Annotated in this window: 22 protein-coding genes; 7 read left to right on the top strand and 15 right to left on the bottom strand. The window is 72.4% G+C overall.

Annotated elements, in window-relative coordinates; genetic code table 11:
• Window positions 1-228: 228 nt before the first annotated feature.
• From Actob_RS08380 to Actob_RS08370, 3 genes are all read right to left on the bottom strand, one after another.
• Window positions 229-1,815, bottom strand: a complete 1,587-nt coding sequence (locus Actob_RS08380; protein ID WP_284919492.1) for an MFS transporter — start codon at window positions 1,813-1,815, stop codon at window positions 229-231.
• Window positions 1,816-1,874: 59 nt separating this feature from the next.
• A complete protein-coding gene (locus Actob_RS08375; RefSeq protein ID WP_284919491.1) occupies window positions 1,875-2,372 on the bottom strand; it encodes a hypothetical protein in 498 nt (165 codons plus the stop codon).
• Window positions 2,373-2,514: 142 nt separating this feature from the next.
• A complete protein-coding gene (locus Actob_RS08370; protein ID WP_284919490.1) occupies window positions 2,515-3,216 on the bottom strand; it encodes a TetR/AcrR family transcriptional regulator in 702 nt (233 codons plus the stop codon).
• Between the two features lie 81 nt (window positions 3,217-3,297).
• On the opposite strand from Actob_RS08370, the gene Actob_RS08365 reads away from it, so the two are divergent.
• Window positions 3,298-4,008: a DUF2306 domain-containing protein gene (locus Actob_RS08365; protein ID WP_284919489.1), complete on the top strand. Its 711-nt coding sequence runs from the start codon at window positions 3,298-3,300 to the stop codon at window positions 4,006-4,008.
• 492 nt (window positions 4,009-4,500) lie between these two features.
• Here the strand turns inward: Actob_RS08365 and Actob_RS08360 are convergent, their stop codons facing one another.
• From Actob_RS08360 to metF, 5 genes are all read right to left on the bottom strand, one after another.
• Entirely contained in the window at window positions 4,501-6,234 is a 1,734-nt protein-coding gene (locus Actob_RS08360; RefSeq protein ID WP_284919488.1) for an MFS transporter, read from the bottom strand.
• A gap of 62 nt (window positions 6,235-6,296) precedes the next feature.
• Window positions 6,297-6,761, bottom strand: a complete 465-nt coding sequence (locus Actob_RS08355; protein WP_284919487.1) for a MarR family winged helix-turn-helix transcriptional regulator — start codon at window positions 6,759-6,761, stop codon at window positions 6,297-6,299.
• A 124-nt stretch (window positions 6,762-6,885) separates the two neighbouring features.
• Window positions 6,886-7,323, bottom strand: coding sequence for an HNH endonuclease (locus Actob_RS08350; protein WP_284919486.1), 438 nt, complete (start codon window positions 7,321-7,323; stop codon window positions 6,886-6,888).
• Window positions 7,324-7,424: 101 nt separating this feature from the next.
• The gene (locus Actob_RS08345) at window positions 7,425-8,051 is read right to left on the bottom strand and encodes a CDP-alcohol phosphatidyltransferase family protein (protein WP_284919485.1); all 627 of its coding nucleotides are present in this window, start codon (window positions 8,049-8,051) and stop codon (window positions 7,425-7,427) included.
• On the bottom strand, window positions 8,048-8,971 hold the full coding sequence (gene metF / locus Actob_RS08340; protein WP_284919484.1) for a methylenetetrahydrofolate reductase [NAD(P)H]: 924 nt from the start codon (window positions 8,969-8,971) through the stop codon (window positions 8,048-8,050). The genes Actob_RS08345 and metF overlap by 4 nt, the downstream gene beginning before the upstream one ends.
• 112 nt (window positions 8,972-9,083) lie before the next feature.
• Here metF and Actob_RS08335 point away from each other — a divergent pair, with 112 nt between their 5' ends.
• Window positions 9,084-10,154, top strand: a complete 1,071-nt coding sequence (locus tag Actob_RS08335; RefSeq protein WP_284919483.1) for a polyprenyl synthetase family protein — start codon at window positions 9,084-9,086, stop codon at window positions 10,152-10,154.
• Here Actob_RS08335 and Actob_RS08330 read toward each other — a convergent pair.
• From Actob_RS08330 to Actob_RS08320, 3 genes are read right to left on the bottom strand one after another with little or no spacing between them, the layout of a single operon-like run.
• Window positions 10,135-10,470, bottom strand: coding sequence for a lycopene cyclase domain-containing protein (locus tag Actob_RS08330; protein ID WP_284919482.1), 336 nt, complete (start codon window positions 10,468-10,470; stop codon window positions 10,135-10,137). The two genes, Actob_RS08335 and Actob_RS08330, sit on opposite strands and share 20 nt — an antisense overlap.
• On the bottom strand, window positions 10,467-10,799 hold the full coding sequence (locus Actob_RS08325; protein ID WP_284919481.1) for a lycopene cyclase domain-containing protein: 333 nt from the start codon (window positions 10,797-10,799) through the stop codon (window positions 10,467-10,469). Before Actob_RS08325 ends, Actob_RS08330 begins: the two co-directional genes overlap by 4 nt.
• A gap of 3 nt (window positions 10,800-10,802) precedes the next feature.
• The gene (locus tag Actob_RS08320; protein ID WP_284919480.1) at window positions 10,803-11,153 is read right to left on the bottom strand and encodes an Rv2175c family DNA-binding protein; all 351 of its coding nucleotides are present in this window, start codon (window positions 11,151-11,153) and stop codon (window positions 10,803-10,805) included.
• Window positions 11,154-11,190: 37 nt separating this feature from the next.
• On the opposite strand from Actob_RS08320, the gene Actob_RS08315 reads away from it, so the two are divergent.
• The 3 genes from Actob_RS08315 (at window position 11,191) to Actob_RS08305 (ending at window position 14,895) form a co-directional block, all read left to right on the top strand.
• Window positions 11,191-11,916 (top strand): hypothetical protein, encoded by a 726-nt coding sequence (locus Actob_RS08315; protein WP_284919479.1) that lies wholly within the window; start codon window positions 11,191-11,193, stop codon window positions 11,914-11,916.
• A gap of 127 nt (window positions 11,917-12,043) precedes the next feature.
• On the top strand, window positions 12,044-14,041 hold the full coding sequence (gene pknB, locus Actob_RS08310; protein ID WP_284919478.1) for a Stk1 family PASTA domain-containing Ser/Thr kinase: 1,998 nt from the start codon (window positions 12,044-12,046) through the stop codon (window positions 14,039-14,041).
• The gene (locus Actob_RS08305) at window positions 14,032-14,895 is read left to right on the top strand and encodes a deoxyribonuclease IV (protein WP_284919477.1); all 864 of its coding nucleotides are present in this window, start codon (window positions 14,032-14,034) and stop codon (window positions 14,893-14,895) included. The genes pknB and Actob_RS08305 overlap by 10 nt, the downstream gene beginning before the upstream one ends.
• Window positions 14,896-14,965: 70 nt before the next feature.
• On the opposite strand, the gene Actob_RS08300 is transcribed toward Actob_RS08305, so the two are convergent.
• Window positions 14,966-15,838: a LysR family transcriptional regulator gene (locus tag Actob_RS08300; RefSeq protein WP_284919476.1), complete on the bottom strand. Its 873-nt coding sequence runs from the start codon at window positions 15,836-15,838 to the stop codon at window positions 14,966-14,968.
• A gap of 72 nt (window positions 15,839-15,910) precedes the next feature.
• On the opposite strand from Actob_RS08300, the gene Actob_RS08295 reads away from it, so the two are divergent.
• Entirely contained in the window at window positions 15,911-16,618 is a 708-nt protein-coding gene (locus Actob_RS08295) for a CTP synthase C-terminal region-related (seleno)protein (RefSeq protein WP_284919475.1), read from the top strand.
• On the opposite strand, the gene Actob_RS08290 is transcribed toward Actob_RS08295, so the two are convergent.
• The 3 genes from Actob_RS08290 to Actob_RS08280 all read right to left on the bottom strand — a co-directional run bounded on the left by Actob_RS08290 (window position 16,599) and on the right by Actob_RS08280 (window position 20,566).
• Entirely contained in the window at window positions 16,599-17,618 is a 1,020-nt protein-coding gene (locus Actob_RS08290; RefSeq protein WP_284919474.1) for a threonine aldolase family protein, read from the bottom strand. The two genes, Actob_RS08295 and Actob_RS08290, sit on opposite strands and share 20 nt — an antisense overlap.
• Window positions 17,611-19,002, bottom strand: a complete 1,392-nt coding sequence (locus tag Actob_RS08285; RefSeq protein WP_284919473.1) for a class II 3-deoxy-7-phosphoheptulonate synthase — start codon at window positions 19,000-19,002, stop codon at window positions 17,611-17,613. The genes Actob_RS08290 and Actob_RS08285 overlap by 8 nt, the downstream gene beginning before the upstream one ends.
• A gap of 64 nt (window positions 19,003-19,066) precedes the next feature.
• Complete coding sequence (locus Actob_RS08280; RefSeq protein WP_284919472.1) at window positions 19,067-20,566, bottom strand: glycosyl hydrolase family 18 protein; 1,500 nt, start codon at window positions 20,564-20,566, stop codon at window positions 19,067-19,069.
• Between the two features lie 285 nt (window positions 20,567-20,851).
• Between Actob_RS08280 and Actob_RS08275 the strand changes: the two genes are divergently transcribed.
• Window positions 20,852-21,529, top strand: a complete 678-nt coding sequence (locus Actob_RS08275; RefSeq protein WP_284919471.1) for a DUF429 domain-containing protein — start codon at window positions 20,852-20,854, stop codon at window positions 21,527-21,529.
• Window positions 21,530-22,141: the final 612 nt, after the last annotated feature.

Below are 22,141 nucleotides of genomic sequence, written 5' to 3'. Positions count from 1 at the left end.
GCGCCGAGGCCACCCCTCCCCGCCGGATCCTCCCCGCCGGATCCGCCCCCACCTCGCGAGATTCCGCCGCCCTGCCTTTCCTCAGATCCGCCTCACCTCCGGGAGGCCCACCGTGCCCGCCGACGTCAGCCGGTCACCCCACCTCCGCCAGCCTCTCTCCGCCTCTACCGGTCGCCACCAGGGCCAGCCCATCCCCGCCAGGCCATTGCCCGGATCGCCGTCTTCGCCCTATTGCCATGTCGAAACCGCTGGCGGGACAGCGGATCGGGTCCGGTGGGTGGCTACCAGGGACGCGGCCAGGACTACGCCAGCTCCCAGGAGGAGCGGCGGCCGGGAGCCGAGCTGGGACAGGGCTGAGCCCAGCGGGATGGCCAGCGTGATCGGGCCGAACATGACCATGTTGCCGGTGGCGGCCGCCCGGCCCAGCAGGTGATCGGGGGTTCCTGTCTGGATCGCGGTGATCCCGGCGATCAGGGTCCAGGGCAGTCCCAGGCCGGTCAGCGCGCTGCCGGTCAGCATCGCCGGCCACCACGGCAGCGACCACGCCACACAGGCGACGGCGAACAGCCCCGCCCCGAGCGCGGCGACCCGAGCCGCTCGCAGGCGCGCGAGCAGCCGGCCGACCAGGAATCCACCGACGATCGAGCCAGCACCCTGAACACTGGACAGAATGCCGAGCTGGGTCGACGGCCGATGCAAGCCCTCCACGAGATGCGACAACACCGCGGCGTTGGTCAGCCCAGAGACCGCGATCGCCACGGCCGCCACCACCACCGGCGTCCGCACCGGCTCCCGCCACAGCGCCTCAACCCCGGCCCGGACGCTGCCCCAACCCAACCCCACCGAACGCCCGCCGTTGCGGTCCGGGCTCTCCGGGCTTACACCGCCCCGAGCCGCGGCACCTTCACCGCTCCAAGCTCCAGCCACCCCACCTTGACCGCTCTGGCCCCCGGTCAGCGCACCTTCACCGCTCCGAGCCCCGGCCACCCCACCTTCACCACTCTGGCCCCCGGCTAGCGCACCCTCACCACTGCAAGCCCCAGCCACCGCACCCTCATCACTCCAAGCTCCAGCCACCGCACCGTCACCACTGCGAACTCCGGCCACCGCACTCTCATCACTTCGAGGCACGGCGCCCGAGCCCTCACCAACCTGCGTCACGACCAACGCGTCCTCGTTGTGGCTCGGCCTCGGATGCCGCTGCACGTCGGCTGGGGCAGAAGCAGCCGGAGGCCATGCGGGAGCGTCCACACCGGAGCTGGGCGAGCGCCCGGCAGCGGGAAGTCGGACCATGGTGTACAGGGCGGCGGTGAGCAGCGGAAGGACCGCGCAGAGCAGGATCACGGCGTGCGGGCCGCGCCAGGCGTAGAGGGCCGCGCCGGTCAACGGAGCCAAGAGCTTCATGCCCTCCTGGGCGCTGGACCGCCAGCCATTCACGTGGCCGAGCAGCACGGCAGGCAAGGCGGCCGGGAGCAGGGCGGACTCGCCGGCGTCGAGAAGGACGTAACTGAGGCCGCGCATCAGCAGGACCGGGTAGATCCAGCCTGCGGAGCGGACCACCAGCAGGGCCAGGATCGCGGCCCCGACCAGCATGTCCACCGTGATCAGCAGCGGGCGCCCGGGGAAGCGGTCGACTACGGCGCCGAGCCAGGGGGCGGCGAGGGTGGGTGCGTAGGTGCCGATGCCGGCCAGCGCGGCGAGGCCTGGGGAACCGGTGAGGTCGAGGATCCAGAGGCCGGCCGCCAGGGCCAGGGCGTAACTCCCGAAGCCGGAGCAAACGGAGATCAGCACGAACAGGAGGGCGTTCCGGCGCATGGATCACTCCAGGGTTGAGCCAGCCAGACTCACATCCTGTGGAGTTGAGTGTCGGGATGTCAACCGGGGGCTGCGGCCGTGAAGCTCGCCTCCAAACGGTCGAGGGCGGCCCGGAGCGGAGCCGGGAAGCGCGGGACACCGGGGGCGGTGAGGTCCGCCAGCGCCTGGGCGACCAGGTCGTAGAGGGCGCCGGGCGCGGCGTCCGGTGCGGCCGACAGGGTCTCGCGGACCAGGGCGGCACGGGGGAAACGGGCATCCCAGCGACGGTCGGCGCCGATCCTGCGGTACAGCTCGGTGACGGATTCCCTGAGATGGGAGGGGCTTTCGCCGTACCCCGAATCGAGCTGGCGCCGAGACGGCCGCGACTCGCGCTCGGCGGCCTCGGCCAAGCGGTGCCGGCGCTGCTCTGCCGCTTGGCGGCTGGCGAGGCCGAGCGCCTCGGCGATCGCCGGCCAGGTGACGCCGTCACGCCGGGCCTTGTCGATCAGCGCCAGTTCCTCGGCGTCCAGCTGGGCACGCCGCGCGCGGATGCCACGGAGTTCGGAAAGATCGGCCACTCTCCCACTCTAGCTAGTGTCAACAAGAAGTTGACAAATGCAGCGCCAAAAGAGCGGAGACGCGCTGGGCGCGGCCGAGGCAGCACCTGCGAGAGCAGTGAAATCCAGCGGGCCCCTGCGCAGACGACACCCGACAGGAGCGTCAGCCCTTGGTAGCGATCAGCTGCTCGACGCCATCCAACAGGCGGGCCAGGGCGATCTCGAAGGACTCCGGCTCGTCGACCCGGAAGACGCCGTCGGCCACCGCCTCGGCCAGGGCCGGAAAACGATCCGCAGTCACGAACCGATCGAGCAACGCGCCATAGTCCGCAGTCACATCCGGCGTGCCACCCAGCAGAACCGCGCTGATCTGCGCCTCTCCCCGCGTCAGATACAGCGCCGCCATCACCGTCTCGGCGCGTTCCCGATGGCTGAGCGGCGTATCCCGGAACGCCGACAGCCCACGATCGAGCCAGGCCAACTGACCCGGCTCCAGCGGCGGCCGACCGGCCGAGGCCTGCAGGATCCACGGATGCGCGAAGAGCACCGCGCGCAGCGCCCGCGCCCAGGTGGCCAGGCCGTCGCGCCAGCCCGCCGGCAGGACGGGCGGCTCGCCGGGGGCGGCGTCCTGCATGAAGACCAGCAGTTCGTCCTTGTTCGCGACGTGCCGGTAGAGGGACATCGGCGCGCAGCCGAGCCGCTCGGCGAGCCGGGCCATGGAGAGCGCGGCCAGCCCGTCACTGTCGGCGATCTCGATCGCGGCGGCGACGATCCGGGCCAGGCTCAGGGCCGGCTGCGGGCCACGGGTGGGTCGCTCCGCGACGCCCCAGAGGACCTGAAGGGTACGCGGCAGTTCGGTCGGCACCGGCCCATAGTAGGGGCTTCCCGAACTACTGCGTATGCCATACGCTGAATTGCGTAGGACATACGCAGAAAAGGAGCCGGCATGACCCGATGGTGGCGACGCCCGTGGATCGTCCCGCTCGCGGCGATCGTGGTGATCTTCGTGGCGTTCTCGATCCCGCCGTACCTCAGCTTCGACCCCGCACGGTCCCGGGTGCCCCAGCCGCCGTCGCTCGGCGTCGCGCACTTCTGGCTGCTCGTGCCGCACGTGCTGTTCGGCAGCGTGGCGCTGGGCACGGCGGTGCTGCAGATCTGGCCGTGGTTCCGGCAGCGATATCCGGTCGCGCATCGACGCGTCGGCCGGCTCTACATGCTCGGCGGGGTGCTACCGGCCGGCCTCTGTGCGCTGACCATCGGAGCGTTCACGCCGTACGGTCCGGCGACCCGGGCCAGCGACGTACTGCTGGCGCTGCTCTGGCTCGGCACGACGACGGCCGGCTGGCGGGCCGCCCGGCGCCGCCGTTTCGGCGAGCACCGCCGCTGGATGGTCCGCAGTTTCGCCCTGACCGCCTCGATCATCACCAATCGCATCTGGGGAGCGGTCTTCGTGATCACCCTGTCCCCACAGCTGGACACCACGTTCCACGGCGACGAAGGCCTGCTCAGCTGGGTCGCCTCCGCTGCCGCCGCCTGGCTCGGCTGGACCGTCCCCTTGCTGATCGCCGAGTGGCACCTGGAGCGCACCCGCAATCGCCGCCCGGCCCCGCGCCCCACCAGGCCGGCCGCCTCTGAACCCGCCGTCCCCGTCCCCTGACCCGGGCCCGCCTCTCCCTCACGGCCCATGTCCGCTCCAGGCCGCTTCCCACCCTTTTCGGTACGCCGTCAGCCGCCCGCCCGCACCCCACTCCCGAGACTGCCCCGCCCGCCGCTCCCTGCCTCGGCTCGCGCCGCACCTCCACGCCGGAGGGGTGGCCGGGCAACGGACTACCACGCCCGCCGCCCCCGCCTCGGCTCGCGCGGGAGGGGCGGCCGGGAAACGGACGACCAGGCCCGCCGCCCCCGCGTCGACTCGCACGGGAGGGGATGGCCGGAAACGGACAACCACGCCCGCCGCCCCCGCCTCGGCTCGCGCCGCACCTCCGGGCCGGAGGGGTGACCGGAAACGATGGAGCGGAAGGCCGCCCTCACGAAAGCCGCTGGTGAAGCGGCGCCGCCGGGCCTGCCCCGCCGAGTAATCGAGACGGCCGTGAGCACCAGCCCGAACTATGCGGCTGGTGCTCACGGCCCTCTCGACCGGATGGGGTGATCAGCGCTCGGCAGAGCAGGTGACCGGCTCCGGGAGGGAGGAGTCCCCTCCGGACAGCGGCCCAGCATCGACGGCGCTGGCGACAGCGGAAGCCGGAGCGGGGAGCGCCTCGCCCGGGCTGGAGAGGGACGTCGAAGAGGAAGCGGAAAGGGCCTCGCCCGGGCCGGACAAGGACGTCGAAGAGGAAGCGGAAAGAGCCTCGCCCGGGCTGGCAGGAGACACCGAGGAGAAGGCGGAAGCGGCGACGGCCTCGCCCGGGCTGGACGGGGACGCCGAGGAAGGAGCGGGAGCGGGGAGGGCGGGAACTTCAGGGCGGCGCAAGGCGATCAAGGTGATCACGGCGGCGGCGAGAACGAAGCCCGCGGCGGTGAGGAAGGCCAGGCTGTAGCCGTCGCGGAGGGCGGTGATCTCCGGGATTCCGGCGGCGGCCCGGGTGGAGGTGCGGCTGGCGGCCACCGCGGCCAGTACTGCCAGGCCCAGGGCCCCGCCGGCCTGCTGGGCGGTGTTGGTCATGCCGGACACCAGGCCCGCGTCCTCGGTGGACGCGTCGGCCATCGACAGCATCATGATGGCCGGGACAGTGATCCCGACGCCGAGACCCATGACGACCAGGGCGGGCAGTACGTCGAGCGGGTAGGACGCGCCGGCCGGGGCTCGGACCAGCAGCAACAGGCCACCGGCGAGCAGGGTGAGGCCGGCCAGCAGGACCCGGCGGGCGCCGAATCGAGCGGTCAGGCGGGCCGCCACGACGAGCGAGACCACGCCGATCACGATCGGCGTCGGCAGGAAGGCGAGGCCGGTCCGGAGCGTGTCGAAGCCCATCACCCGCTGGAGGAACAGCGTGTTCACGAACTGGAAGCCCATCCCGGCCGCCATGATCAGGACGACGGCGGCGTTCGCGGCGAGCAGCCGGGGACGGCGGAGCAGGCGGAGCGGGACGAGGGGCTCGGTGGCGCGGGACTGGCGTACCAAAAATGCGATGACCAGCAGGAACGCGCCAGCGGCGAGGGACCACGCCGGAGCCGGCGGGCGGGGCTCGCCGACCGCGACGATGGCATAGACGCCGAGCGACAGACCCGCGGTGATCAACGCCGCGCCCAGCAGGTCGATCCGGCCCTTCGCCGCCCGCCCAGACCCGGGCCGGGCGGGAGCGGGCTGGGTAGAAGTGGGCTGGACGGGAGCGGGCAGCAGGCGGCGGCCCGCCAGCCAGGCGGCCACGCCGATCGGGACGTTCATCAGGAAGATGGCGGGCCAGCCGGCCACGTCGGTGAGCACGCCGCCGGCCACGAAGCCGATCGCCGCCCCGCCGGCCTGGGTGAAGCTGAAGATGCCCATGGCGCGGGCCTGCGGGCCCGGCTCCGGGTAGAGCCGGACGATCATGCCCAGCACCACGGCGGAGGCGAGCGCGCCGCCGACTCCCTGGACGAACCGGCCGGCGACCAGCAGGCCGGCGCTCGGCGCGAGGCCGCAGAGCAGGCTCGCCGCGGTGAAGACGCTCAGCCCGGCCAGGAACACCCGGCGGGCGCCGAGCAGGTCACCCAGCCGGCCGGCGAGCAGCAGGAAACCGGCGAAGCCGACCAGGTAGGCGTTGACCACCCAGGCCACCCCGGCCGGGGTGAAGCCGAGATCCCGCTGCATCGCGGGGATGGCCACGGCGACGATGGTGCTGTCCAGAACGATCATCAGGGCGACGGCGCACAGCACGGTCAATGTTGCCCCACGGGAAGGACTCATGTCCTGACCGTAGCAGATAATCCGGTAGCGGACTATCTAGGCCGAGAGCATCCGGTGGGGGATTACTTTCCGCGAGGGCGGCGCACCGGGGCCGGACCGGGGGCGGCGTCGTTCGCCAAGGTGCCGAGCAGGTCGAGGAAGACGGCGCGGGACTCGGCCGGAAAGGCGGCGAGGGCCTCCCCGTGCACCCGGTCGACGATCCGCTGGCCCTCCTCGGCGGCGAGGCGGCCCTTCTCGGTGACCGCGATGATCCGGGCTCGCCGGTCGGTGACCGACGCGCGACGCTCGGCCAGACCGCGGCGCTCCAGCTCGTCGACGGTGCCGACCATGGTGGTCTTGTCCAGGCCGGCGAGCGCGGCGAGCTGGATCTGGGTCCGCTCCTCCTCCAGCGCGTGGATCAGCACGCACTGCATGCGCGGGGTCAGGTCGACCTCGGCGAGGGCGGTGGCGAGGCGGTTGGTGAGCGTGTGCCCGGCCTCGTTGAGCAGGCGGCTGACGTCGAGCTGGGTGCGTTGCGGAGCGGACATGAGACAAGGTTATCCCCGGATCATCCGTATGCGGACGATCCGGGGACAGGGTGGGGTCGGGGAGGCGAGATGCGAAGCAGAGGGCGGCCGGCGAGTCCCCGTGTCCACCCGCCGGCCGCCGGTATCAGGCGAAGGTCACCCAGGCCGGCGCGTACGGCGTGACGCGCAGCGGCATCCGGGCCTCCGCCGGGGTCCGGTCACCCTTGCGGTTGTTGCACCGCCCACAGGCGGCCACCGTGTTCAGCCACGAGTTCGCACCGCCCCGGGACCGGGGCAGGATGTGGTCGATGGTGGTGGCCGGCTCCCCGCAGTAACCGCAGATCCTCCGGTCCCGGGTGAGCACCCCGGCCCGCGACCAGCCCGGGCCGCGACCGCGCCGCCAGCGGGTCACCACGTAACTCACCAGCCGGACCACGGTGGGCACCTGGAAGACCCCGATCGTCGCGTCCGGCTGCGCCTCGTGCACCACCGCCACCTGACGGAACAGCATCCGGATCGCGTGCCGGAGGCTGACCCGGTGCAGCGGTCCGCAGTCGGCGTTCAGCACCAGAACCGCGCTCATTCCGTTTCACCTCCGTCAACCCTATTTTCTCAAGAATAAGCAGGTCAATGACCGTCCTGCTGAGGAAGAAAATAGGCGCGGCATCGACGGCCGACAACCGATTAAAGAGCCCGGCGGACCGCTGCCGACAATTGCACGAGGCCGGCGAATTGCAGGGCCGCCCAGAGCGCCGGCGGCAACCAGGGCAGATCCAGCACGGCGAGCGGCACCAGGCCCAGGCCGGCGACCAGGGCCCGGGTCGGGCGCTCGGCCACTGTCACCGCGCCAATCTCGGACATGCCGGCGGCTGTCGCCCGGGCCCGCAGGTACTCGTGCAGCCAGCTCGCGGCGCCGGCCACCACGACGAGCCAGCCGGGCGCGCCGAGGAGCCAGAAGGCGGCGAGCCAGGACGCCTCGCCGAGGCGGTCGGCGACCGAGTCGTACACGAAACCGGTTTTGGTCACCCGGCCGGAGACCACCGCGACCGCCCCGTCGAGGCCGTCCGCGACCGCCGCCAGCAGCACGAGCAGCGCGGCGAGCAGCGGGCTCGCCAGGGCCGCGAACGGCACCGCGAGGCAGAGCAGAAGACCGAAGGTGGTCACCGTCATCGGCGACACCCGGTGGCCGCTCAGCCACGACCCGATCCGGTACGCCGTGCGCACCCACCCGCGCACGATCGGCGACGCCCGCCGCGGGTCGAACCCGCCGTGCAGCCCGGACCAGGCGGTGGCGTAGTCGTCCCAGGTCACGCCGCTGCGGCGACGTCCTGCGGGGCGAGCCGCTGCCACACCTCGCGGGTCGCTGTCGACCGGTTCATGGTGATGAAGTGGATGCCCGGCACGCCCTCGTCCAGCAGCCGGGCACACATCTCCGCACACTTCTCGATGCCGAGCTCGCGCACCGCCGCCTCGTCCCCGGCGACCCGCTCGAACTCGCGCAGCAGCGCCGGCGGGAACGGCGCCCCGGACAGCTGGCTGGACCGCTCGATGGTGGCCATCCGGGTCACCGGCATCACCCCGGCCACGATCGGCGTGCCGCACGCCTGCGCCGCCACCCGGTCGCGCAGCCGCAGGTAGTCGTCGGCGTCGAAGAACATCTGGGTGATCGCGTAGTCGGCGCCGGCCCGGCACTTGCCGACGAAGTTGCGGGTGTCGTCCTCGACGTCCGCGGACCGGGGGTGCTTGTAGGGGAAGGCGGCCACCCCGACGCTGAAGTCGCCGGACTCCCGGATCAGCCGGACCAGGTCGGCGGCGTAGTCCACGCCCTCCGGGTGGCGCACCCACTCGCCCATCGGGTCGCCCGGCGGGTCGCCGCGCAGCGCCAGCACGTTACGGATCCCGGCCCCGGCCAGCCGGCCGATCACGTTACGCAGGTCGGCGACCGAGTGGTCGACGGCGGTGAGGTGGGCCAGAGGCAGCAGCGTGGTCTCGGTGGCCACCCGCTCGGTGACCGCGACGGTGGTCTCCCGGGTGGTGCCGCCGGCGCCGTAGGTGATCGAGACGAAGCTCGGCCGCAGCGACTCCAGCTCCCGGATCGCCTGCCAGAGCAGCTGCTCCCCGGCCGGCGTCTTGGGCGGGAAGAACTCGAACGAGAACGTCGGCGCCGCACCGCGGATCAGCTCGCCGATCGACGGCGTGCCGGGCAGCTTGGAGGGAAGTCCGAGAGACACACCGGGCACTCTACCGGGCCGGATCGGTGGCGAAGGTCCCCGAACCGGGGCCGCCCGGGCCACGCCGCGGCCCTGCGTGGCGCGCGGGGCGGCCCCTAGTAGCGTCGCGGGTGTGACGACTTCCCCGCTCGAGGTGGCCGGACTGCGGCCGCGTGTCGACAAGGCGCTGGCCGCGTTCCTGGCCGGGCAGCGCGACCGGCTGCTGGCGATCGACCCGGCGCTGGCCGAGGTGGCCGCCACGCTGAGCGAGTTCGTGCTGGGCGGCGGGAAGCGGCTGCGGCCGGCGTTCGGCTACTGGGGGTTCCGGGGCGCCGGCGGCGCCGACACCGACGAGGTGGTGGCGGCCCTCGCCGCGCTGGAGCTGGTGCAGGCCAGCGCGCTGATCCACGACGACCTGATGGACCGGTCGGACACCCGGCGCGGGGTGCCGGCGGTGCACCGCCGGTTCGCGCGGCTGCACGCCGCCGCCGGCTGGCGCGGTTCCGCCGACGGGTTCGGCGAGTGCGCCGCGGTGCTGCTCGGTGACCTGGCCCTGGTCTGGTCGGACGAGCTGCTGCACGGTTCCGGGATGCCGTGGGCGGACCTGGCCCGGGCCCGGCCGGTGTTCGACGCGATGCGCACCGAGGTGACCGTCGGGCAGTATCTGGACGTGCTGACTCCGGCGACCGCCGACACGTCGCTGGAACGGGCCGGGAAGGTCGCCCGGTACAAGTCCGCCAAGTACACCGTGGAGCGTCCGCTGCTGCTCGGCGCGGCGCTGGCCGGGGCCGGTCCGGACGTGGCCGCCGCCTACTCGGCGTTCGGGCTGCCGCTGGGCGAGGCGTTCCAGCTGCGGGACGACGTGCTCGGCGTGTTCGGCGATCCGGAGCGGACCGGCAAGCCGGCCGGCGACGACCTGCGCGAGGGCAAGCGGACGTACCTGGTGGCGGCGGCGTTCGGGGCGCTCGGCGAGGCGGAGTGGGCCGAGCTGGACGGCGCGCTCGGGGATCCGGGGCTGGACGACGCCGGGGTCGAGCGGCTGCGCGCGCTGATCCGCGACTGCGGCGCCCTGGACGCCACCGAGGCGCGGATCGAGGAGCTGATGGCCGGGTCCCTGGCCGCCCTCGACCGGGCGCCGATCGAGGAGGAGGCGCGCGGGGTGCTGCACCGGCTGGCGGACGCGGCTACCCGTCGTTCCGTCTAGACCCGGCCGTCGGGGTGCGCTGGATGCCGCGCCGGCCCAGCGCCACCCACAGCGCGAGGGTGCTCAGCACCAGGGCGAAGCCGAACAGCAGATCCTCGACCGGGGCGTGGACCAGGCGCCAGCCGATGATCGCGTCCGGCGCGTAGATCACGATGTTCCGCCCGGTCAGGATGCCGTTCGAGATCAGCTGGAAGCCGAAGATGATCGGGTAGGTCGCCCAGAAGACCAGCCGGGTCACCAGCCTCGTCCGGAGGATCAGCAGATCGAGGATCAGCGACCCGGCGACTCCCAGGACGGCAGCGGTGGTGTAACTCACTCCCCCTCGTCCCCCGCCGGCCGCCGCAGCACGGCGCGCACCGCCTCGAAGCCGAGGATCGCGCACACCGGCACGACCAGGAAGAACAGCACCTCGTCGAGGGGCAGTCCGCCGCCCAGATAGATCCCGGTGAGCTGCCCCGGGTCGAAGGTCCAGTGCCCGGCGGCGATCGCGCCCAGGTCCCACAGGACGAAGACGGCCGCCACCGGCAGCACGGTCAGCACCAGCCGGCGCCACCGGCGGAGCACGTTCACCCGCAGGATCGGCTCCAGCCACAGGGCGCCGGCCAGGCAGCCGGCCAGCACCAGCACGTACGAGAAAGGTCGCATCGGCTAGAAACCGAGCGCCTGCGCCCGCCGCTTGACCTCGCGGGCCTGCGGCCCGCCGAGTGCGATGGCGGCACAGCCGCCGACCCCGGGATCCGCCTCGTAGAGCCACCGGACGGCCTCTTCGTCGTTGTACCCGGCGTCGCGGAGCACGGTCAGCACGCCGGGCAGATGTTTGAGGACGGTGGCGTTGGCCACCAGCTCCTCGGGCACCTGACGGATGCCGTCACGGCGGACGGCGAGCAGCTCGCCGTCCTTGATCATCTGGTGGACCTTGCTGATCGACACGCCGAGTTTCTCGGACACGTCCGGCAGGTTGATCCATCCAGCCGGTTCGGTGATGACGGGTTCGCTCACGCCGTACAGCGTGCCAGACCAGATCGGAGAACAGTTGATGAGCCTGTGGCCAAGGATCCGTGCCGAGCTGCGCGGGGCCTGGCGCTCGGTCAAATACGACCTGGGCCGCCGCCCGCCGGAGCCGGCCGACGGACCGGACGTCACCTCGACCGGGCTGAGCACGTTCCCCGGTTCGCTGATGGAGTGGCGCACCCCGGCGGCGGAGACGGACGCGAAGCCGCCGCGGCGATTTGTCGCGGTTACCGTGTTGTGTCTCGTCGCGATGCTCGCCGCCGCCGGGTCCTACCTACTCGTCACCCGCGGCCTGACCTCGGCCTTCGCCGACCAGCCGGTGGCCGCCCCGGCGCCCGTGGCGGACCCGTCGTCGACACCCGCGGCGGAGCCCACGGCCCGGCTCGGGACGATCACCCGCCGGCGTGCCACCCCACCGCACGCCACCGTGCCGATGCCGGACCACCGGCCGGTGGCCCAGCCGCAGCCGCGGGAGCCCGGTACGACCGACCCGGCCGCGCCGCCCGGGCCGGCGCCGGTCCGGCCGAGAACGACCACCGCCACCCCGGAGTGCCACTGCGTCACCCCGCCGGCACCGACCCCCACCGCGCCGTCCCCGGCGGCGAGCACCACGGTCCCGGCCGATCCGTCGCCCAGCGAGCCCGTCTCGGCCGGCCCGTCCGCGCCACCCAGCCCATCGACGGACGCCAGTACCGACGCGGACAGCTCCGGTGCGTGGCGACAGCATCACCGGCACTGGCAGGAGAACTGACGGGACCCGGGAACGGCACCGGGATGCCCCCGATCGGCGCAGGTCACGAGCGGTTCAGGTACCCGTTTGGACTCAGCTGTGACATCCTGGGTCACCCCCACCGGAAAGACACATACACTTCACGCCGATGGACACCACAGTCGCCGATACGTTGATCGGCACAACGATTGACGGGCGCTACCGGATCACCGGTCGCGTCGCCCGTGGTGGCATGGCGACCGTGTACCGGGCCACCGACGAGCGGCTCGCGCGCACCGTAGCGCTCAAAATCATCCACCCGTCCCAGGCCACGAACGTGCACTTCGTCGACCGGTTCACCGACGAGGCGAAGACGATCGCGCGGCTCACCCACCCCAACGTCGTGGCCGTCTACGACCAGGGGCGCCACCAGGGTCTGCCCTACCTGGTGATGGAGTTCGTGCAGGGCAAGACCCTGCGTGACCTGCTGGCCCAGCGGGGCAAGCTGAGCCCTGTCGAGTCGCTGGCGATCCTGGAGCAGATGCTCGCCGCGGTCGCCGCCGCGCACCGCGCCGGCCTGGTGCACCGCGACGTCAAACCGGAGAACGTGCTGGTCGCCGAGGCGCCCAGCGGCGGCACCGCCGACCTGGTGGACGCCGTGGTCAAGGTCGCCGACTTCGGTCTGGCGCGGGCCATCGAGGCGAGCACTGTGGACGAGTCCGGCCAGCTGATGGCGACGGTGGCCTACGTCGCGCCGGAGCTGGTGCAGAGCGGCCAGGCCGACGCCCGCACCGACGTCTACTCGGCCGGCATCGTGCTCTTCGAGATGCTCACCGGCCGGGTGCCCTACGACGGCGCCGAGCCGGTCGAGGTCGCCTGGCAGCACGTGGACAACGACGTACCGGCCCCGTCGACGCTGGTCCCCGGCCTGCCGCGGGCGCTCGACGAGCTGGTCGCCCGGGCCACCCGGCGCAACCCGGCCGAGCGACCGACCGACGCCGGCCGGCTGCTCACCGAGGTCCAGGCGGTTCGCGACAGCCTGGGCACGCTGCATGTGGAGACCGCGATGCTGCGCCAGGTCCCGGGCCGTCCCGGGGTCGCGGACGCCACCACCATCGTGCCGACCGTGCCGGCCGCCGACGCCACCGCCCTGGTCCCGCCGGTGCCCGGTGGCTACGGCCCGCCCGGCGGCCAGCGCCCGTCCTGGGCCCGGCTGCCCGAGCAGGGCGGCCGGAGCACCGCGCCGCACCGCCGGTCCGCGCCCGACCCGCACGGCGAGGGCTTCTTCGCCGACCGCCGCCGGATCCCCCTGTTCTCGCTGATCGCGGTGATCGCCCTGGTCGTGCTGGGCAGCACCTGGTGGCTGACCCTGGGCCGGTACACCGACGCGCCGAACGTGGTGAACCTGCCCCGGGCGCAGGCCCAGGAGGTGGCCGACAAGGCCGGCTTCGGCGTGCTGTTCGCCGAGCCCGGGCAGTACAGCAGCACCGTGCCCAAGGACTCGGTGATCAGCCAGAACCCGGGACCTGACGAGCGGGTGGTCAAGGGCGACACGCTCACCCTGATCCTCTCCCTCGGCCCCGAGGTGCACGCGGTGCCCGACATCATCGGGCAGGAGGCGGCAGCGGCCAAGGGCTCGCTGGAGGAGCTCAAGCTCAAGTACCAGGAGGGCAAGGGCCAGTACAGCGACACCATCCCGGAGGGCGTGGTGATCACCACGTCGCCCAAGGTGGGTACCGAGCTGAAGCCCGGCGAGACGGTCACCGTCATCCTGAGCAGGGGCCGCGCGCCGATCACCGTGCCGAACGTGGTCGGGATGAACATCAACGACGCCCGCGCCAAGCTCGCGCAGAACGGGCTGCAGATGGTCGAGCGGCACAAGGACAGCGACCAGCCGAAGGACCAGGTGCTCGCCCAGACGCCGAAACCCGGCACCGGGGTGGAGAAGAACACCGAGGTCACCCTCGACGTGAGCAACGGCCCGCCGCTGCTCACCATGCCCGACGTCAACCGCCACCCGTGCCAGGAGGCGAAGGGCACGCTGGAGGGGATGGGCCTGGTCGTGCAGATCGGCGGGCTCAACCCGAACGGCACCGTCCTGGTCCAGGCCCCGGCGCCCAACTCCCAGATCCCCCCGCAGAGTACGGTGCAGATTCAGTGCTTCTAGACCGCCGGATCGGGTCGCACACGAAGACGTCGGGAGGGCTGGCCAAGGCCGCCCTGCCCTACGTCGACGCCGCGGGCTCGGAAACACTTCAGGTGTACGTCTCCAACTCCCGTGGCTGGGCGCTCCCGGCCGGTGACCCGAAACAGGACGTGCTGTTCCGCGACGGCATCGGGGAGCGCGGGCTGCCCGCGTACATCCACGCGTCGCTGCTGGTCAACCTGGGCTCACCGACCGAGCTGACGGTGGAGCGCTCGATCGCCACGCTGGAGCACGCGCTGCGCCGCGGCCAGGCGATCGGCGCGACGGCGGTGGTCTACCACGCCGGCAGCTCGGTCGACGAGGCGCACGCCGAGAAGGCCATGCACCAGTTGCACGAGCAGTTGCTGCCGCTGCTGGACACGGCCGCCGCCGAGGGTCTCCCCCGGCTGCTGGTCGAGCCGAGCGCCGGCGGCGGCCGCAGCCTGGCGTCGAAGGTGCAGGACCTGGAGGCGTACCTGGCCGCCGTCGAGGGACATCCGTGGCTGGGCGTCTGCTTCGACACCTGCCACGCCTGGGCGGCCGGGCACGACCTGGTCGTCCCGGGTGGGATGACCGAGACCCTGGACGCCCTGGTCGCCGCGGCCGGCCCGGGCCGGTTGCAGCTGATCCACGCGAACGACTCCAAGGACGACTGCGGCTCGACCCGCGACCGGCACGAGACGATCGGCCAGGGCAAGATCGGCGCGGCGCCGTTCGCCGAGCTGCTCCGGCACCCGGCCACCGCCGGGGTGCCGATCATCGTGGAGACCCCGACCGTCGAGCACGAGGGTCACGCGGCCGACATCGCCCTGCTCAAGGGCCTGCGGACGGGCTGACTTCCCGGATTCGTGCCACCCTCGGGCGTTGGCCGGCCCGCCGCCCGGCGGCCGGGACAGACTGACCGGGTCACGCCGTCAGCAGGGCGGACAGGCGAGTCGCCGGATCATCGGGGGCCGCGGTGGCCGGGGCGCGCAGCAGCTCGACCCGGTGCACCAGGCGCGGGACGGCGATCGCAACGGGGGCCAGGACGGTACTGCCGGCTATCAGCGGAGCCGGCAGCACCGCCAGGCCGTGCCCGGCCGCGACCAGTCCGGTCAGCACCGTCACCTCGGCGCCGTCGTAGTGCAGCCCGGCCCGCAGCCCGTCCACCGGCAGCCGGTGCAGCGGGGACACCAGCGGGGCGTCGATCCAGTACGCGTCGGCCAGGTCGGCCAGCTCCACCGAGGCGCGCCGGGCGAGCGGGTGGCCGACCGGCACCGCCACCACCGCCGGGCTCTCGATCACCCGGAGCGCGCGCGGGTCGCCGGGCTCGGGCAGCCGCAACGGGTCGCTGGGCGCGGTGAAGCCGTCCACCAGGCCCAGGTCGAGCGCGCCGGTGGCGGTGCCGGTGACGACCCGGTCCAGGCCGGCGACCATCACCCGGGTGCGCAGCCGGACCGACTCGGCGCGGATCCCGGCCAGGGCGGCGGCCACCGGCGCGGACCAGGCCAGCGGGGTGAGACCGAGGGCGAGCCGGCCGGGCGGGGCGGTGGCGCGGGTGACGTCGGCACGGGCGGCTTCCAGGCGTACCAAAAGAATCCTGGCGTGCCGCAGCAACCGCTCGCCGGCCCCGGTGAGGCCGACCGGACGCCGGGTCAGCAGGGGCGTGCCCAGGTCCGCCTCCAGCGCGGCGATCTGCTGGGAGACCGCCGACTGGGTGTAGCGCAGGCGCTCGGCGGTGGCGGAGAACGAACCGGTCTCGGCGACCGTGACGAAGGTGCGCAGCAGGTGCGGGTCCACATCAGGAACCCTAATGCCGGATGCAGCAGCGATCGTTGGACGTGATCTCGGGTGGCGGCCGAGGATGGAGGCATGATTCCGATCGCCCTGGTCGGCGACCGTTCCCCGACGGTTCGCGCGCACCGCCGCATTCCCACGATCATCGACGCCCTGCGCGAGAGCGAGGGCCTGGACCTGGACGCCTACTGGGTGCCGACGCCGGACGCCGCGGATCCGGCGGCGCTGAGCGGGTTCGCCGGGGTGTGGTTGCTGCCCGGCAGCCCGTACCGCAGTGAGGCCGGCGGCGTCGCGGCGGCCCGCACCGCCCGGGTCGAGGGCATCCCGTTCCTCGGCACCTGCGGCGGTTTCCAGCACGCCATGCTGGAGTTCGCCCGGGACGTCTGCGGCTTCGGCACGGCCCGGCACGCCGAGAACGAGGACGGGCCGGACCAGTTGATCGTCGAGCTGGCCTGCTCGCTGGCCGGGCACGAGGCGGCCGTCGAGCTGACCGCCGGCTCACTGGCGGAGCGGCTGCTGGGCACCACCCGGACGGTCGAGCGCTACCACTGCTCCTACGGCCTGTCCCCGGACCACCTGGAACTGCTGACCGCGCACGGGATGCGCTTCACCGGCCACGACGAGAGCGGCGAGGTACGGGTGGCCGAGCTGCCCGGCCACCCGTTCTATCTGGCCACGCTCTTTCAGCCGGAGCTGTCCGGCGACGCCCCGCACCCGCTGATCCGGGGTTTCGCCAGGGCCGCCGCCGGGCGCGCCGCGCAGGTCACGCCAGCAGCACGCTGAGGACCGAGACGGCCTCGTCGATGCCGGCGTCGTCGACGTCCAGGTGGACCACCAGGCGGGCCAGTTTGGGCAGCATCGCGGCGATCAGCACGCCGCGCCGGGCCGCCTCGGTGGCCAGCTCGGGGGCGTCCAGCGGGGCCTTGGTGAGGTCCAGCGGGACCAGGTTGGTCCGCACCCGGTCCGGGTCGACCACGCCGAGCGGGGCCAGCCCCTCGGCGAGCCGGCGGGCCCGGGCGTGGTCCTCGGCGAGCCGCTCGACGTGGTGGTCCAGCGCGTACCGGCCGGCGGCGGCCAGGATGCCGACCTGCCGCATGCCGCCGCCCATCCGTTTGCGGATCACCCGGGCCCGGGCGATGCGCTCCCGGCTGCCCACCACGAGCGAGCCGACGGGCGCGCCGAGCCCCTTGGACAGGCACACCGAGAGGGTGTCGAACAGAGCGCCGTAACTGGCCAGCGGCACCCCGTCGGCGACGTGCGCGTGCCAGATCCGGGCGCCGTCGCAGTGCAGCGCGACCCGGTGGGCGTCGGCGACCGCGCGCAGGTCGCGCAGCGTGGCGAGCGGGATGGCCCCGCCGCCGCCGAGGTTGTGGGTCTGCTCGACGGCGATCGCCGCGGTCGGCACCGACGGGAAGCCGGCCGGGCGGATCATGGCGGCGATCCGGTCCACGTTCAGCGCGGCGCCGGTGGCCGGCCAGGTGCGGGTGGAGATGCCGCCGAGCAGCGCCGCGGCGCCCAGCTCGTACGTCACCACGTGGGCGTCCGCCCCGGCCAGCAGCTCACCGCCGGGCGGGACGACCAGTTGCAGGGCGATCTGGTTGGCCATCGTGCCGGACGGGCAGAAGAGCGCCGCCTCGTGCCCGAAGAGCTGGGCGACGTGCTGCTCGAGGGCGTTGACGGTGGGGTCGTCGCCGAACACGTCGTCGCCCACCACGGCGGCCGCCATCGCCTCCCGCATCCCCGGGGTGGGCCGGGTCACGGTGTCCGAGCGCAGATCAACCACGGAGCATCTCCGCGACCAGGAAGGCCAGCTCCAGGCTCTGCTGGGTGTTCAGGCGCGGGTCGCAGGCGGTCTCGTAGCGGTCCGGCAGGTCGAGGTCCTCGATGCCCTGCGCGCCGCCCAGGCACTCGGTGACGTCCTCACCGGTCAGCTCGATGTGGATGCCGCCCGGGTGGGTGCCGAGGCCGCGGTGCACCTCGAAGTAGCCGAGCACCTCGTCGACGATCCGGTCGAAGTGCCGGGTCTTGTAACCGTTGCTCGACTCGTGGGTGTTGCCGTGCATCGGGTCGCACTGCCAGACCACCTTGGCACCGGTGGCGTGCACCTTCTCCACGATCGGCGGCAGCGCGTCGCGCACCTTGCCGTTGCCCATCCGGCTGATCAGCGTGAGCCGGCCCGGGATGTTCTCCGGGTTGAGTTTCTCGCACAGCTCGATGGCGGTCTCCGGGCTGGTGGACGGGCCCAGCTTGACGCCGATCGGGTTGGCGATCCGGCTGATGAAGTCGATGTGCGCGTGGTCCAGCTGCCGGGTGCGCTCGCCGATCCAGAGGAAGTGGCCGGACAGCCCGTACGCCTTGTCGCCGGAGACCCGGGTCAGCGCCCGGTCGTACTCCAGCGCCAGCGCCTCGTGCGAGCAGTACAGGCTGACCGTCCGCAGCGCCTCGCTGTCGGTCATCCCGCAGGCACGGATGAAGTCCAGCGCGCGGTCGATCTCCCGGGCGATCGCCTCGTAGCGCTCGCCGGCCGGCGAGGCCCTGACGAAGTCCTTGTTCCAGTCGTGCAGCCCGTGCAGGTCGGCGAGACCGCCGGCCAGGTAGGCGCGCAGCATGTTCATCGCGGCGGCGGAGTTCGCGTACGCCCGGATCATCCGCTGCGGATCGGCGACGCGGGCCGACTCGTCCTTGTCCAGCGAGTTGATCATGTCGCCCCGGTACGCCGGCAGCCCCAGCGAGTCGGTCAGCGACGACCGTGGCTTGGTGTACTGCCCGGCCACCCGGGCGACCTTGACCACCGGCATCGAGGCGCCGTACGTCAGCACCACCGCCATCTGCAGCAGCGTCCGCGCGTTCGCCAGCAGGTGGCTCTCGGTGTTGTCGGCGAAGGTCTCCGCGCAGTCGCCGCCCTGCAGCAGGAACGCCCGGCCCTCGCACACGTCGGCGAGCTTGGTCCGCAGCTGGTCCACCTCGTAGGGCGCGACGATGGACGGCACGTTCTCCAGGACCTTGCAGACCGAGGCGACCTCGTCCATGTCCGGCCACGGCGGCATCTGCACCCGGGGCAGGGCTCGCCAGCGGTCGAGGCCCAGGGCCTCGTCCTCGGCGGAGTCGGTGGACGGCCGGGAGGTCGCGACTCCCGGGTGACTGAGCTGGTGCCACTCTCGGCGCATGGGTAGAGCCTACGAAAGCGGGGGCACCGGGTCTGGACCCGGTGCCCCCTATTTCAACCCTTGATCAGAGGTTGTTCTTGATCGAGGTGATCAGCTCACCGTTGCTGGTGTCGCCGGAGAACTCCCAGAAGAAGGCGCCGCCGAGACCCTGGTTCTTCACGTAGGTCATCTTGCCGGCGATCGTCGACGGGGTGTCGTAGCTCCACCAGTTGGTGCCGCAGTAGGCGTACGCGGTGCCGGCCACCGTGCCGTTCGCCGGGCAGCTGGACTTGAGGACCTTGTAGTCCTCGATGCCCGCCTCGTAGGTGCCCGGAGCGGCGCCGGTCGCGGCCCCGCCCGGAGCGGCCTGGGTGACCCCGGTCCAGCCGCGGCCGTAGAAGCCGATGCCGAGCAGGATCTTGCTGGCCGGGACGCCCTTGCTCTTCAGCTTCTGGATCGCGGCGTCCGAGTAGAACCCGGCCTGCGGGATGCCGGTGTACGACGTCAGCGGCGAGTGCGGGGCGGTCGGGCCCTTGGCGTTGAACGCGCCGAAGTAGTCGTAGGTCATCGGGAAGACCAGGTTCAGCTTCGCGATGCCGGAGGCGTAGTCGGCCACGTCCAGCTTGCCGCCCTGCGAACCGTCGGCGGAGATCGCCGAGGTGATCAGGAAGCTCGAGCCGAACTTGGTGCGCAGCGCCGAGATCACCTTGTTGTAGGAGTCCGGGCCGGACGCGTCACACTGCAGGCCACAGGCGTTCGGGTACTCCCAGTCCACGTCGATGCCGTCGAAGACGTCGGCCCAGCGGGAGTCCTTGACCAGGTTGTAGCAGGAGTCGGCGAACGCGGCCGGGTTCGCGGCGGCCTGGGTGAAGCCACCGGACCAGGTCCAGCCGCCGAACGACCAGATCACCTTGATGTTCGGGTACGCCTTCTTGAGCTTGCGCAGCTGGTTGAACGAGCCGCGCAGCGCGCCGGTGTCCCAGGTGTCGGCCACACCGTCGACGCTCTCGGCCGCGGAGTAGGCGCGGTCGTAGTCGGCGTACGAGTCACCGATCGAGCACTGGCCGCCGGTGGTGTTGCCGAACGCGTACAGGATGTGCGTCAGCTTGGCGGCGGAGCCCGAGGTCACCAGGTTCTTGACGTGGTAGTTGCGGCCGTAGACGCCCCACTCGGCGAAGTAGCCGACGACGTTCTTCCCACTGGTTCCGGGGGGAGCGGTGGTGGCCGGCGGCGTGGTGGCCGGCGGCGTCGTGGCGGGCGGGGTGGTCGCCGGCGGGGTGGTGGCGGGCGGGGTGGTCGCCGGCGGCGTCGTGGTCGGCGGGGTGGTGGTACCGCCACACACGCCGTTGTCGATCCAGACGTCCCAGGAACCGGCGTGGGTGGCCGGGGACTCGTTCTGCGTCCACCACTTGGCGGTGTAGTTGTGCCCGCTCTGCGAGGCGACGTTGTCCTTGACATAGGTCGCGCTGGCAGACCAGGCGGGGGCACACGCGACCGCGGCGTTAGCGGACACGAGCGGGACCGACGCCGAAGCACCGATCACCACCGCGCCGGCGAGCAGCGACCGACGGAGGGTTTTGCCCACGGGGGTCTCCTCAATAATTAGGAAACTTTCCAGAAGGGAAGTTGAGGAGACGGTAGTCACATTGATTAACAACAGTCAAGCCAGGTGAACACCTTTAAGGTCGCTTTAACGGAGATCAAGGGATGAACACGGCGTGCATTCATGCGGCTACACCGCGTAGGCTTTCGTCATGACCATCTCCGACGTCGACATTGACGCCCGCACCGAGGGCGCGACCGATTTGGACCGTTACCGCGGTTCGGTAGCGCCGGTGGTCGATGCGGCCTGCCCCACCCGTGGCGGCCGATGAGCATTCACGTGATCGGCGTCGACGCCTACGCGCTCGGCTGGGTCGGTGTGGAGCTGCGCGACGGCGCGTTCGGCCGCGCGGTGCTCGCCTCCACCCTCTACGAGATCGTCGCGGGCAGCTCCGGCGCCGCGGTGATCGGCGTCGACATCCCGCTGGGCATGCTCGCGGACCGCTGGCGCACCGCCGACACGCTCGCCGCCGACCAGCTCGGCCCGCGCCGCGGCAGCGTCTTCCGGGTGCCGCCGCGCGCGGTCTGGATGGAGCCGGACTTCGCCGCCGCCAACCGGCTCTGCCGCGAGCTGACCGGCGCCGGCCTGAGTCGCCAGTCCTGGGCGCTGCGCCCCAAGCTGCTCGAGGCGAACGCGCTCTGGGAACGCCACCCGGGCCTGCTCTTCGAGGCGCACCCGGAGGTGTCCTTCCGGACCATGGCCGGCGAGCCACTGCCGTTCGCCAAGAAGACCTGGAGCGGCCAGGCCCGCCGCCGCGAGCTGCTGGCCCGGCACGGCATCGTGCTCCCCGACCAGTTGGGCCCGGCCGGTCAGGCCCCGCCGGACGACATCCTCGACGCCGCCGCCGTGGCCTGGACCGCCCACCGCGTCGCCACCCGCACCGCCCTCTCCCATCCCTCCCCGCCCGAGGAGGACAACGGTTCCAAGATCGCCATCTGGTATTGAGACCCGCTTTCGGTACGCCCGGAGCACCGTCCCGTGGCCACCCGGTGCACGACCCCGGCCCGCCGCGCACTCCAGCGCTCTCCTTCACAGCTCGCCTTCCCGCAGTCCCTGCCGCAGCGGGCCAGCAGCGCTCCGGCCCTCAGCCCGCTCGGGCACTCCTCTCTGGCCAGGCGTGCCGACCGCGACCAACCGCGGACCGCGCTGACGTGCCGACCGCGACCAACCGCAGGCCGCACTGACATGCCGGCCACAACCAACCGCAGACCGCACTGACATCCCGGCCGCGGCCAACCGCGGACCGCAACGGCCGGCCGACGCAGTGGCCGAGGATCTCCCGGCAGGCGAGACGACGGTCCGGGACGAGGCGGACCTAGCCAGACCTGCTACCGGGCATAGCGATCTCTCTCGGGCACAGCGATCTCCCTCGGAAGGAAATCCACACCAGCGCCTTGTCCACAGCCCCGCCGCGTGCGACCGCGTTTTCGCGCCACACTGTCTGATGGGATGGCCTCCCCTGGGCGGGCGGGGACTGCACGGGGCCGGATCGGCACGAGCTCATTCGGGATCGATAGGGCCGCCTGGGCCGGCCCGGCGGTTCGGCCGATCTTGATG

It is taken from the genome of Actinoplanes oblitus, assembly GCF_030252345.1.
In the GTDB taxonomy this organism is placed as follows: domain Bacteria; phylum Actinomycetota; class Actinomycetes; order Mycobacteriales; family Micromonosporaceae; genus Actinoplanes; species Actinoplanes oblitus.
This window is presented reverse-complemented; position numbering and strand designations above follow the sequence as displayed.